The sequence below is a fragment of the Undibacterium sp. TJN25 genome, from assembly GCF_049339885.1.
Lineage (GTDB): Bacteria > Pseudomonadota > Gammaproteobacteria > Burkholderiales > Burkholderiaceae_D > Undibacterium.
On sequence record NZ_JBMPPM010000017.1, the window covers coordinates 67,603 to 79,803 of the forward strand.

Annotated in this window: 11 protein-coding genes; 5 read left to right on the plus strand and 6 right to left on the minus strand. The window is 56.3% G+C overall.

The genetic code is table 11. The annotated features are described in order from the left end of the window. Nucleotides 1–138: 138 nt before the first annotated feature. From ACO0LO_RS27515 to ACO0LO_RS27535, 5 genes are read right to left on the minus strand one after another with little or no spacing between them, the layout of a single operon-like run. The gene (locus tag ACO0LO_RS27515; protein ID WP_422969475.1) at nucleotides 139–1,323 is read right to left on the minus strand and encodes a VanZ family protein; all 1,185 of its coding nucleotides are present in this window, start codon (nucleotides 1,321–1,323) and stop codon (nucleotides 139–141) included. A 30-nt stretch (nucleotides 1,324–1,353) separates the two neighbouring features. After that, a complete protein-coding gene (locus ACO0LO_RS27520) occupies nucleotides 1,354–1,986 on the minus strand; it encodes an ABC-type transport auxiliary lipoprotein family protein (protein WP_422969477.1) in 633 nt (210 codons plus the stop codon). Nucleotides 1,987–2,005: 19 nt separating this feature from the next. Continuing rightward, complete coding sequence (locus ACO0LO_RS27525) at nucleotides 2,006–2,944, minus strand: MlaD family protein (RefSeq protein ID WP_422969479.1); 939 nt, start codon at nucleotides 2,942–2,944, stop codon at nucleotides 2,006–2,008. A gap of 1 nt (nucleotide 2,945) precedes the next feature. After that, a complete protein-coding gene (locus tag ACO0LO_RS27530) occupies nucleotides 2,946–3,773 on the minus strand; it encodes an ABC transporter ATP-binding protein (RefSeq protein WP_422969481.1) in 828 nt (275 codons plus the stop codon). A 2-nt stretch (nucleotides 3,774–3,775) separates the two neighbouring features. After that, the gene (locus ACO0LO_RS27535) at nucleotides 3,776–4,933 is read right to left on the minus strand and encodes an MlaE family ABC transporter permease (protein WP_422969483.1); all 1,158 of its coding nucleotides are present in this window, start codon (nucleotides 4,931–4,933) and stop codon (nucleotides 3,776–3,778) included. A 164-nt stretch (nucleotides 4,934–5,097) separates the two neighbouring features. Here ACO0LO_RS27535 and ACO0LO_RS27540 point away from each other — a divergent pair, with 164 nt between their 5' ends. Then, on the plus strand, nucleotides 5,098–6,063 hold the full coding sequence (locus ACO0LO_RS27540; protein ID WP_422969485.1) for a DUF3667 domain-containing protein: 966 nt from the start codon (nucleotides 5,098–5,100) through the stop codon (nucleotides 6,061–6,063). A gap of 33 nt (nucleotides 6,064–6,096) precedes the next feature. Here the strand turns inward: ACO0LO_RS27540 and ACO0LO_RS27545 are convergent, their stop codons facing one another. Continuing rightward, a complete protein-coding gene (locus ACO0LO_RS27545) occupies nucleotides 6,097–8,016 on the minus strand; it encodes a phosphoethanolamine transferase (protein ID WP_422969487.1) in 1,920 nt (639 codons plus the stop codon). A 528-nt stretch (nucleotides 8,017–8,544) separates the two neighbouring features. On the opposite strand from ACO0LO_RS27545, the gene rpsL reads away from it, so the two are divergent. The 4 genes from rpsL to ACO0LO_RS27565 all read left to right on the plus strand — a co-directional run. Next, entirely contained in the window at nucleotides 8,545–8,928 is a 384-nt protein-coding gene (gene rpsL / locus ACO0LO_RS27550; RefSeq protein WP_110258019.1) for a 30S ribosomal protein S12, read from the plus strand. 150 nt (nucleotides 8,929–9,078) lie between these two features. Next, complete coding sequence (rpsG, locus tag ACO0LO_RS27555) at nucleotides 9,079–9,549, plus strand: 30S ribosomal protein S7 (protein ID WP_394781820.1); 471 nt, start codon at nucleotides 9,079–9,081, stop codon at nucleotides 9,547–9,549. 128 nt (nucleotides 9,550–9,677) lie between these two features. Beyond that, the gene (fusA, locus tag ACO0LO_RS27560) at nucleotides 9,678–11,783 is read left to right on the plus strand and encodes an elongation factor G (protein WP_422969489.1); all 2,106 of its coding nucleotides are present in this window, start codon (nucleotides 9,678–9,680) and stop codon (nucleotides 11,781–11,783) included. 72 nt (nucleotides 11,784–11,855) lie between these two features. Next, on the plus strand, nucleotides 11,856–12,201 hold a 346-nt coding region (locus ACO0LO_RS27565; protein ID WP_422969491.1), incomplete at its 3' end, for a GTP-binding protein.

The window sequence follows — 12,201 nt, forward strand, 5'->3', positions numbered from 1 at the left end:
GGAAGATCAGAGATTTTCATTTGTGCATATATTGGTGCATATGATACATCGGAGCGCGAGGCCGGTCACAGTTCAATTGCGGTTTGCTATGTTACGAGCTGTAACGGCGCTTACGGATGTTTGCGACGGCGACCCAGCCTATTTTGCGCTTCGCGCGGCCGGCGTGCGCAGCAGCGCCCACAACGCAAAAAACGGCCATAGCAGCGATAAGAACTGTGCAGCGCCGTTAAAGTTCAAAAATTTTCCCTGTACCCAGGTTTGCAGCGTGACGATGAAATAGGGATTGCCGGGCACCAGATTGACGAAGATCAGGCTGATCAGCAGCATCAGCACCGCCAAGCGCTTTTGCGCGCGCACAGGCGCGTAAGAAAAGCCGTACAGCATGATGCCGCTGATCAATAGGCCGCCCTGGGCGCCCGGCGTCAGCCAGGAAAATGCATATTCGGGCTTGAACAGCAGCGCATTGGCCATCGCCTTGACGCCCAGCGCAGCCAGCATCAGCAAAGCAGTAACCCTGACCTTGGGAGCATTGCGGTTCAGGATGGACAGGCACATCAGGATGGCGCCGGTACAGCCGCAAGCAGTGATGATAGTTTCTGACAGCCAATATTCCTCGGCGCTTAACTCTATGCCGTTGCGCAGCACTTCCCCGATATCGATCTGCATGTCGAACAGGTCGCTCAGCCAGTCGGAAAAGATGGGCAGCAGCTGACCGTGGCCGAACAGGTAAGCTTGCGGATAGATCTGCGCCAGCGGCCACAGGCCCAGGATCACCATTTCTCGGCTGGCCTCCTTGGAAAGCCAGTGCTTGCGCAGCAGCCGCAGGCGCCCTTTTTCCAGGATCAGCGGCGTCAGCAGCACCCCCAGTATCGCACCTATCAGTGCGCCGGCCGAATTGGTGAGGAAGTCCAGCGGCGAAGTGACGCGGGAAGGCAGGAAGTATTGCACTGTTTCCATCGTGCCTGAAATCAGCACGCCAAACAACGCGGACAGGATGATCGCCAGCCAGCGCCGGCACCAAGGGTAGAGTACGAACACCAGCAGGATGCCAAGCGGCACATAGCCGACGACATTGGTCAGCACGTCAAACCAGGTCCAGTAGCGCGGCCATTGCCGGATCACATCGCTGAGCGCCGCCAGGTTATCGTTTTGCCAGCCTGAGAACGGATACCAGCTCGCATAGACGATCAGGAACAGGTAGGCGACCAGGCTGGCCCTGGCAAACGGCGAAGAGCGCAGCGGTGTGAGCGGTGGGGCGGGCGAAGGGCCTGGCTCTGCCGGTGCCGCCCGCGTCGGCCCGGGGGACGGCTCGGGATCAGTCATGGCGGCTCGTGGTCATCGGGGTTGCCGGTTTCAATTCAGCGGAAAGCCTTGCAGCCAGGACACGATGTTGTTGATCAGCGCGTCGCTGGCCTCTGTCATTGCCCTGGCGCCGCCGGGCGCATCTCCTCCGGCATCGGCTCGCTGCGAAAAGCTTTGCTGTGCAACCAGGTTGCGCCCCTTGAAAATGGATGCGCGCACGCTGACGACAGCAACGCTGGTGGCGGGAGACGAAAATTGCTGCGAAAAGTCGTCCAGGTCAATTTTCAGCACCGGCAGGTTGGCGGCGCCATCGGTGGCCGAGACAATCACGCCGCCGGCTGCGGCCACGCGCATTTTCAGGCGCTGGGCCAGCAACTGGGCGGGCGCCATGCTCCAGCGGTGCTGTGAATAAGAGCGCAGCTGCTGGCCGTTTTCATATTGGAGACGGTACAGCATGTAATTGCTGTCCAGCGATGCGGCCGTAGTGACGTCGGCGAGGCTGATGGCGGGCAGCGCGCCATTGGGGGCCGGCGCACCGGTGGCGGCTGGCGCAGCGGCGCCGGCTTTCAATGGGCCGAGGTCATACATCTGTACCGGCGGAGCCGCGGGCGTGGAGCAGGCTGCCAGGCCCGCGACGAGCACCATCAGGGTGGCCAAAGTGGCGATACGAGGAATTTTCATCATGGTTCTTTCCGTCATTGCATCATGGCTTTTGTGCAGCAAAACCCGGCTCTCCAGGGCCCGGCACTACCGGCGGGCCGCCGAACAGCAGGCTTTGCGGCCTGTCGTTGATCTTGTCCACGGTACGGTTAATGCTCCTGAAGGTCGTGCGCGCATCGGTAGTGAAGGCATTCACCTTGGGCAGTGTGTCGTAGGTCAGGCCGTTGCTGATCTGGTCTACCGATTGTGTCAGTTTCACCAGCGGGCCGTCCGGCGCCTGGATGGTTGTCACCAGCCCGTTCAGGTTGTTGCTCAGCTTGCCGGCATTGTCGCTCAGATTCTTCAGCGAGCCCAGCGTATGCTGCGCCTGGTCGGCCAGCGCCGGCAGTTTCACCAGCGTGGGTTCCAGCTTGTCCGGCAAGGCTTGCCATTTGATCGCCGCCTGGTTGATATTGTCGATGGCCGAAGCGATGGTTTTTTGCCGCTCAGGGTCCAGCAGATTGTTGATGCGCTTGGTCAGCTCTTCCACCTGGCCCAGGATGGCGGTGCCGCGCTGCTCCAGGTTTTGCAGCAGGCCGGGCCTGAGCGGAATGCGCGGCAATTCCAGCGGATTGGCGGCGATCGGCACCTGATAGCTGCCGTCGTCATCCAGCTGTACGTAGGCGATACCTGTCACGCCCTGATAACCCAACGTGGCAAAGGTAGATTGCGTGATCGGCGTATCCGGTGTCACTTCTATGCGGATGACGATCATGCCCGGCGTGTTCTGGTCGAACTTCACATTGGTCACATTGCCGACCTTGATGCCTTTGTAACGTACCGCCGCCTGCAGGTTGAGGCCGGCAACCGACATGCGGGTAGCAATTTCATACGGCGTACGCTGTATCTTGTCGCGGCCGAACCAGACGGCGATCAGCACGGTGGCCACCAGCAGCCCTATCGTAAAAAAGCCCGCCATCAGCGCGTGGGATCTGTTTTCCATTTTAATGTTCCTTCTCTTCTTGCGGAGCAGTTGCCGTGGCGACTGGTTCCGGATCCGGCTGGTCCAGGACTTCCATTGCCCTGACCCCGCGTCCTCCCAGGAAAAATCTTTCTATGAAGGGGTGTTTTACCTTGACGACTTCCTGCGATGTTCCCACGGCGAGTACCTTCTTATCCGCCAGCACTGCAATCCGGTCGGACAGTGCAAACAGGCTGTCGAGGTCATGCGTGACCATGATGACGGTCAGCCGCAATTGCTTGTGCAGGGACAGGATCAGCTTGACGAAGCTATCCGAGCGGTCGGGGTCCAGCCCCGCCGTCGGCTCATCGAGGAACAGCAGTTCCGGGTCGAGCGCCAGGGCGCGCGCCAGCGCGATCCGCTTGATCATGCCGCCGGACAGGTCGGACGGCATTTTCTTCGCATGCTCGAAAGCGATGTCCGCCATTTGCAGCTTCAGGTAGACCATGTCGCGGATCAGTGCTTCCGGCAGTGTTCGCAACTCGCGCATGGGTTGCGCGACGTTGTCGTATACCGACAGCGCCGAGTACAGCGCGCCGTGCTGGAACAGCATGCCGGAGCGGCGCCGCAGGTACTGCATGTGCTTGGCCTGCCTGGAGTGGATGTCTTCGCCCAGGATCTTGATCGTGCCTTTGGTCGGCATTTCCAGTCCCAGCATCTGGCGTAGCAGCACCGTCTTGCCCGAACCGGAGCCGCCGACGATGGACAGTATCTCCCCCTGTTTCACCTGCAGGTTCAGGTTGTCATGCACGACTGCGCGGCCGAACTGCGTGCGCAGGTTCTGGATATCAATGATGGGGCCGTCGCTCATGGTCAGTAGCCCACGTTGCTGAACATGATTGCAAACACGGCATCGGCCAGGATCACGACGGTGATCGAAATGACGACGGAACTGGTGGTGCCCTGGCCCAGGCTCTCGGTATTGGGCTGTATGCGCAGGCCGAACTGGCAGGCCACCAGCGCGATCAGGATGCCGAACACAGCACCCTTGCCCAGTCCCAGCCAGTAATTGGCGAGCGGTACCGCTTCCGGCAACTTGTTCCAGAAAAATTGCGGCGCCATGCCCAGCTTTGCCTGCGCGGCCAGCATGCCGCCCAGCAGCGCCATGGCGTCAGTCCAGATCACCAGCAAGGGCATGGAAATCGCCAGCGCCACGACCTTGGGCATGATCAGCCGGTAGCCTTGGGGTATGCCCATCACCGTCATCGCATCCAGCTCTTCCGTCACCCGCATGACCCCCAGCTGCGCCGTAATGGCCGAGCCGGAGCGGCCTGCCACCAGTATGGCAGCCAGCATGGGGCCGAGTTCGCGGATGATGCCCATGCCGAGGATATTGACGAGGTAGATATCGCCGCCGAAGGTGCGCAGCTGGTTGGACGACAGATACGACAGCACCACGCCGATCAGCGCGCCGACCAGTGCGGTAATGCCCAGCGCCTGGAAACCGGTGCGGTAGATATTGGCCGATATTTCCTTCCATGGGCCGCGGTGCGGCTGGCGCACCAGCCGCATCAGGTCCAGCACCAGCTGGCCCAGCAGGCCGATGAAGTCATGCAGGTGCTCGAAGAACGTCAGCATGGTGCGGCCCAGCTGCATCACGCGGGTCAGCCGGGGCTTGGGTTCGCGCGGTATGGCGATGGCGCTGACCTCTTCCAGTCGCTTGAACAGTCCCTCGTGCTCGGGCAACAGCACCAGCTGCTGCGGGCGTTTCTTCTCCCAGGCTTGCCACAGCATCTGGGCGCCGATGGTGTCCAGCGCTGTAACCTGCGACAGATCCCAGCGCAGGCCGCTCGATCCATTCTGTGATCCTGCGCCTGTTTTTGCCTTCGCTTCGGCCTGCTTGAGGCCGGCTTTCAGCTTGGGCATCACATCCTCTTCAGCGATAGCGCACACCAGCCACGCGCCCGCGAGTACTGCGGAAGCCTGGTCTTGGCTGTTCAAGGTGATGGAGGGGGGGGAATGACGAGGCATACCGTCAGTGTAAGGGAGAAAGTGTTACTGATGCAATTCTTGCAAATCTCGGAAAATTGTCGGCATTGTCCGATACATTTGCCATTTGGCGATTGGCTTGCTTAAAAAACACTTGTACTATCACAAGTCGAATCATTTTTTGTGCTCTTCTTTTTTGAGGCGGTATGACTTCAGGCTCTTCCTACTCATCTGGAGTGTGCGCCAATTGTGCGCACCCTGCGCCAGACAATTTTTGCCCTGCCTGCGGGCAGAAGACACATATTGAAACGCCTACGCTGTTTGAATTCATCCACGAATACCTGCATCACTACGTGGCGCTGGAGGGAACACTAACGCGTACGCTATGGACGCTGCTCACCCGTCCAGGGCACTTGACGACTGAGTACGTCGCTGGCAGGCGGCAGCGCTATATCAAGCCTTTGCAGCTCTACCTGACAATCAGCTTCATCTTTTTTGTGCTGCTAGGCCTGTTTGGGTCGGTGGTGCGCGTCATTCCCAATGCGGACGGAGAGTCGCGGACGCAGACGCTTACCATCATCAAGAACTTGCCCCTTGGACCGGTAGGAAAGTCTGCCGACGATAGGGGGCGGAACAAGGCCGATGCCGCGCGGGAACTGGCAATAGATGAGAAAAAGCAAGCCGGGGAGCAAGCCGCAGACCAGGTTAAACCTGGCGGACAGATGCTGAGCAGCGACACTCCCTGGTTAAATGCATGGGGTCAAAGGCTGGAGCGCCTGAAGGACGACTATGTGGCCCACCCGGACGACACCCTGGCGCATTTGCAAAAAGAGGCCATGCACAAACTGCCATATGCGGTCTTTGCGCTGATGCCTATCTTTGCCTTTCTGTTGTGGATTACCTATTTCCGTCGCCGCTTTGTCTATGGCGTGCATCTGGTGTTTGTCTTGCATGTGCACGCGTTTGCATTTCTGCTGTTCTTGCTGACCCTGCTGCCGTTTACTCTTGCCGGGCCGCTGGCGACTATTTTTATCGTCTACTTTATTGCCGCATTACGCAAAGTATATGGAGGGCGCTGGATACCGCAAATCTTGCGCGCGCTGGCATTGTTTATGGTGTACTGCATATTCGTTGCATTTGCCTTGGTGGGGCTTTTTATCAGTCTGGTATAGGGCGCGCCCGTGCAGTGAGCCTGTGCGGCGTTGTTATTTTTCCTGCGCCAGCGGTTTTTTCTTGTCTATCACCTCGCGGCAATCGCCTTTGAATGTGGCATTGTCGTAATTGCTCCAGCCATAACTGTCCACATAGCGCGTATGCCGCTTGAACTGGGAGCTGAACAGGCTCCATTGCAGCTTCTCGTCCGGATAGCGGATATCGGCCATGTCCAGCAGCGAGTGGAAGACATTCTCGGTGGATAGCCGCGAAGTGCGGTGGCGGTTCATTTGATCCACCTTGTCGGGATGAACCTCTTTGAAGGCATCCGAATACCAGACGAAGGCCGGAATATGGAATTCGTATTGTGTATTGTGGCCATGAAACGCCAGGTTGCAGCTGCCGTCGTACAGGGTTTGCCCATGGTCGGACACGAACATCATCGATGCCAGCTGCCCGGATGCTTTCAGGTTGCTGATGACTTCGGCCAGCATCCAGTCGGTATATAGCACAGAATTGTCGTAGCTGTTGTTTAGCGCTGGCTTGTTGGCCAGGTCCGTGAACGCAGGGTTCTCCACTCCAAACAGCGATGGCTGCCATTTATCGTAGCTCTTGGGGTAGCGGTGGCTGTAGTTCCAGTGGTTGCCCAGCGTGTGCAGCACGATCAGTTTCTTCGGTGCAGCGTCGCGCATCGCATTGTTCATCGGCTCCAGCAGGATCTGGTCGTAGTTGGAGCTGTTGGTAAAGCCGCCAAGATTCAAAAACTGCGTGACGTCTGCCTCCTTGGCAAAGACGGAAATAGGCGTATCGAACTGGCCGAAACTCATCTGGTTAGACAGCCAGAAAGTTTTGAAACCGGCCTCCTTGAACGCCGTCAGGAAGGATTTCTCTGAAAATCCTGCTTTCAGGCTCATCGTCGCCGGCTTGCGGGAAACGATGACCGGCACCGACAGGCGGGTGGCGGAGACCGCCGTCACCATATTGCTGAAAGCAACCAGGTTGCCTTCCTTGCCCAGCAGTGGATTGGTTTCGCGCTGATAGCCGTTGATGCTCCAGCGGTCATAGCGGGAAGACTCGCCGATGACCATGACGACGATCTGCGGCCTTGCCGCGGGACCGGTGTCATGGGCGTGGAAGCTGAAGGCATTGCTCTTGCCTGCCAGGTCGGCAAGATAACTGCGCTCGTTCCAGAAATCCACGCCGCGCAACACCAGCCCGAAAGGCCACGTACGGGCAAAGGTATCGTCGTCATACGGGATATTGGCCCAGCGCGGCAGCTTGGGCAGGTAGAGCGCGGCTTTGGCGACGTAGCGGGCATACGCCGTAGACGCAGGCGAGGCCGGCACTGGTTTTTTTACTGCCGGGGACGACGATGCGTCGGCGTCACTGGCATCGTCGTTTTCCTCTTCTTCACTGGCAGAGCCTGAAGCAGGTGCAGAATTCGATGCAGGCGCTTTGGCGACGATGCTGGCGCTGGCTACGCCCAGTTCGCGCCCGTAGAACCAAACGGAGGCGCCCACCAGGTAGGCAGCGATCGCCAGCCAGCGGGAATAATGGCTCCAGCTCAGCGCGTGGCTGCGCCAGGCCAGCCGCAGGATGCTTGCCCACCAGGCAATGACAGCCAGCATGATCGCCAGTAGCATCCAGGCCTTGTTGCCGAGAAATTCCAGCGCTTCCTTCGGACTGGTTTCAGCAATGATGCCCAGATGGTGCGTGGAAATGCCCTGGCCGAAATACAGCCGCAGATAAATTTCCGTCGGCACCGCGAGGAATGCGTGCAGTAGCAGCCAATGGAACCAGCGCGGCTTTTTGAAGACGGCCCATAGCAGCGCCCAGGTGACCGCTTCCATCGCTGCCAGTCGCCATGGGTCGCTTACCGGCTGGCCCATGGCCAGCGGCAGGAAGGGCAGGGCGGAGATCAGCAGGTAGCTGACTACTATATAGAGTGTGCCGGGGCGTAGCGGTGATGCCATCGGATATGTGGGAATAATGGAGAGCCGGGAGTATGACACCAATGAGTCCTGCACCGGCGGCTGGCACGGGTGTGAGCGCCACAATATAAATGATTTATGCGGATATTTACAGGGGATCGGCGTAACGCCTTGCAACAATTGCCCGATTGGTAACTTTGAGCCTATTTACTGTTCGCATGCCTCCAATAGCCCTGAAAGTCCCCAAAAGCTTGTATTTGCACGGATTTTTTCTATGCTGAAAGGCCCATCGCGGCGCCGGCAAGGCTGCCTGGGGCCTGCCCGGGTAGGGTAAAAGTCATTGACAATGCGGCTTTTCAGGCGTTACACTTGCGAGTTCTCGATTTTGGGATGGCTATGGCATTGCGCTTCTGGATGCGGAAACGCGTCGAAAACCGCCGATTTCATAGCTGAAAATTGCAGCCGCGCGCCAGTTTTTCAAGTCGCGCGCTAGCGAGAAATACCGATTAGTCCCCGGGCAACCGTTTCCGGGTTTGTGTTTTAACGTTGTATTTTGTTGGATTAATAGCGATGCCAACCATCAATCAACTGATTCGCCAGCCACGTGTTTCTGCACGTGTCAAGAGCAAATCGCCGGCGCTGGAAAACAGCCCGCAAAAACGCGGCGTATGTACCCGTGTTTATACTACAACCCCAAAAAAGCCTAACTCGGCTTTGCGTAAGGTTGCCAAAGTACGTCTGACCAATGGTTTCGAAGTAATTTCGTACATCGGCGGTGAAGGCCATAACTTGCAAGAACATAGCGTGGTACTGCTGCGCGGTGGTCGTGTAAAGGATTTGCCGGGTGTTCGTTACCATATGGTTCGCGGTGCTTTGGATACTCAAGGCGTTAAAGACCGTAAGCAAGCTCGTTCCAAATACGGTGCGAAGCGTGCTAAGGCTGTTAAGAAGTAATCAGTCAAGAAGTCATCTTTAAGTAATCTCCGGTAAAACGGAACAGTGTCGGTCCCGAATGGGCCGAGTAAGTGGCTGACTATGATGGTCTGCCGCGAGTGCGGGTAAATTTGTTGCCGCGCGCTCAACTGAAGATTGAAAGGAATCGAAATGCCACGTCGTCGTGAGGTCCCGAAACGGGATATTCTGCCGGATCCAAAATTCGGCAATGTAGAAGTTGCAAAATTCGTTAACGTATTGATGTTGTCCGGCAAGAAATCTGTTGCTGAAGGCATTATCTACGGCGCGTTTGATCACATCCAGCAAAAATCCGGCAAAGATCCGCTGGAAGTGTTTGCTGCTGCAATCAGCAATGCAAAACCAATGGTTGAGGTAAAATCCCGCCGTGTTGGTGGCGCGAACTACCAGGTACCTGTTGAAGTTCGCCCTGTCCGCCGTCTGGCTTTGTCCATGCGCTGGCTGCGTGAAGCTGCCAACAAACGCAGCGAAAAATCCATGCCGCAGCGTCTGGGCGGTGAATTGCTGGAAGCCGCAGAAGGCCGCGGCGGCGCAATGAAGAAGCGTGATGAAGTGCATCGTATGGCAGAAGCCAACAAAGCCTTCTCCCACTTCCGCTTCTAAAAGTAAGAGTGAGAGGCCATTGTATGTATTTCGTGCAATGGTTTCAGCAGGTATTTTGAATCAGGCCGGGCGCGATTTTTATAAAAAGTTGCGCTCGGTTTTGTCCATTAAAAGATTTAGGATTAGCTATGGCCCGTAAGACCCCCATTGAGCGCTACCGCAATATCGGTATTTCAGCTCATATTGATGCTGGTAAAACAACGACAACTGAACGTGTATTGTTCTATACCGGTGTAAACCACAAAATCGGTGAAGTGCATGATGGCGCGGCTACCATGGACTGGATGGAACAAGAGCAGGAACGTGGTATCACCATTACTTCCGCTGCTACGACATGCTTCTGGAAGGGCATGGCGAACAACTTCCCTGAGCATCACATCAACATCATTGATACCCCAGGCCACGTTGACTTCACGATTGAAGTTGAACGTTCCATGCGCGTGCTGGATGGCGCATGCATGGTTTACTGTGCAGTGGGTGGTGTACAGCCTCAGTCTGAAACAGTGTGGCGTCAGGCGAACAAGTACAAAGTTCCACGTCTGGCCTTCGTCAACAAGATGGACCGTACCGGCGCGAACTTCTTCAAAGTGTACGAGCAGATGCGTGCACGCCTGAAAGCTAACCCAATCCTGATGCAAATCCCTATCGGCGCGGAAGAAAACTTCCTGGGCGTGGTCGATCTGGTCAAGATGAAGGCTATCTACTGGGATGACGCATCCCAGGGCATGAAATTCGACTACCGCGACATCCCTGCAGAACTGGCTGACCAGGCTGCTGAATGGCGTGAAAAAATGGTGGAAGCTGCTGCTGAAGCCAACGAAGAATTGATGAACAAATACCTTGAAGAAGGTGATTTGACTGAAGCTGAGATCAAGGCTGCTATTCGTGCACGCACGATCGCTGCTGAAATCGTGCCTATGCTGTGCGGCACTGCGTTCAAAAACAAGGGTGTACAGGCAATGCTGGACGCCGTTATCGAATACCTGCCGTCGCCAGTGGATATTCCACCTGTGTCCGGCCTGGATGAAGATGATGAGCCGACAACACGTAAAGCAGAAGACAGCGAGAAGTTCTCTGCGCTGGCATTCAAGATCATGACGGATCCGTTCGTCGGCCAGCTGATTTTCTTCCGTGTGTATTCCGGTATGGTCAAGTCGGGCGATACAGTCTATAACCCGAACAAGAACAAGAAGGAACGTCTGGGCCGTATTTTGCAGATGCATGCAAACCAGCGCGAAGAGATCAAAGAAGTGCACGCCGGCGATATCGCTGCAGCGGTTGGCTTGAAAGAAGCAACTACAGGCGAAACACTGTGCGATCCAGCGTCCATCATCACTCTGGAACGCATGGTTTTCCCTGAGCCGGTTATTTCTCAGGCTGTTGAGCCTAAGACTAAGGCTGACCAGGAAAAAATGGGCTTGGCGCTGAACCGCCTGGCACAGGAAGATCCATCTTTCCGCGTGAAGACAGATGAAGAATCCGGCCAGACTATCATCGGCGGTATGGGCGAGTTGCATCTGGAAATTATCGTTGACCGTATGAAGCGCGAATTCGGCGTGGAAGCAACTGTTGGTAAGCCACAGGTTGCATACCGCGAAACAATCCGCAAGACATGCGAAGAAATCGAAGGCAAGTTCGTCAAGCAGTCCGGCGGCCGCGGTCAGTATGGTCACGTTGTTCTGAAAATCGAACCGCAAGAACCAGGCAAGGGTTTCGAATTCGTTGACGCTATCAAGGGCGGTACTGTTCCTCGTGAATACATCCCTGCGGTAGAAAAAGGCGTTATCGAAACACTGGCATCCGGCGTATTGGCCGGCTACCCGGTTGTTGACGTTAAAGTAACCCTGTTCTTCGGTTCTTACCATGACGTCGACTCCAACGAAAACGCGTTCCGTATGGCGGGTTCGATGGCGTTTAAAGACGGCTGCCGTAAAGCAAGTCCAGTTATCCTGGAACCAATGATGGCGGTTGAAGTTGAAACGCCTGAAGACTACGCTGGTACTGTGATGGGCGATCTGTCCTCACGCCGTGGTATGGTTCAAGGCATGGATGAGATTCCTGGTGGTGGCGGCAAGATCATCAAAGCAGAAGTGCCTTTGTCCGAAATGTTTGGTTACTCGACTTCGTTGCGTTCCGCAACACAAGGCCGTGCAACTTACACAATGGAATTCAAGCACTATTCCGAAGCGCCGAAAAACGTTATCGACGCGATCGTGACTGCAAAAACTAAGTAAGAATCAAGGGCTCACCCCATGTCGGGGTGAGCTTTCTATGTTGATAATCGTTCTTTTTGAAGGAAGAATAAAATGGCAAAAGGTAAGTTCGAACGCACCAAGCCGCACGTGAACGTGGGCACAATTGGTCACGTAGATCACGGTAAAACCACATTGACGGCAGCGATAGCGACAGTATTGTCCAAGAAATTTGGCGGCGAAGCCAAAGCCTACGACCAGATCGATGCAGCGCCAGAAGAAAAAGCGCGCGGTATTACCATTAATACAGCCCACGTCGAATACGAAACAGCAGCACGCCACTACGCCCACGTAGACTGCCCAGGCCACGCCGATTATGTCAAAAACATGATCACCGGCGCAGCCCAGATGGACGGCGCGATCCTGGTATGTTCCGCAGCAGACGGCCCAATGCCGCAAA

Bases quoted from the DNA above. Each gene is read 5' to 3' on its own strand.
- ACO0LO_RS27515 (WP_422969475.1), bottom strand. From the start codon at position 1,323: ATGACTGATCCCGAGCCGTCCCCCGGGCCGACGCGGGCGGCACCGGCA.
- ACO0LO_RS27520 (WP_422969477.1), bottom strand. From the start codon at position 1,986: ATGATGAAAATTCCTCGTATCGCCACTTTGGCCACCCTGATGGTGCTC.
- ACO0LO_RS27525 (WP_422969479.1), bottom strand. From the start codon at position 2,944: ATGGAAAACAGATCCCACGCGCTGATGGCGGGCTTTTTTACGATAGGG.
- ACO0LO_RS27530 (WP_422969481.1), bottom strand. From the start codon at position 3,773: ATGAGCGACGGCCCCATCATTGATATCCAGAACCTGCGCACGCAGTTC.
- ACO0LO_RS27535 (WP_422969483.1), bottom strand. From the start codon at position 4,933: ATGCCTCGTCATTCCCCCCCCTCCATCACCTTGAACAGCCAAGACCAG.
- ACO0LO_RS27540 (WP_422969485.1), top strand. From the start codon at position 5,098: ATGACTTCAGGCTCTTCCTACTCATCTGGAGTGTGCGCCAATTGTGCG.
- ACO0LO_RS27545 (WP_422969487.1), bottom strand. From the start codon at position 8,016: ATGGCATCACCGCTACGCCCCGGCACACTCTATATAGTAGTCAGCTAC.
- rpsL (WP_110258019.1), top strand. From the start codon at position 8,545: ATGCCAACCATCAATCAACTGATTCGCCAGCCACGTGTTTCTGCACGT.
- rpsG (WP_394781820.1), top strand. From the start codon at position 9,079: ATGCCACGTCGTCGTGAGGTCCCGAAACGGGATATTCTGCCGGATCCA.
- fusA (WP_422969489.1), top strand. From the start codon at position 9,678: ATGGCCCGTAAGACCCCCATTGAGCGCTACCGCAATATCGGTATTTCA.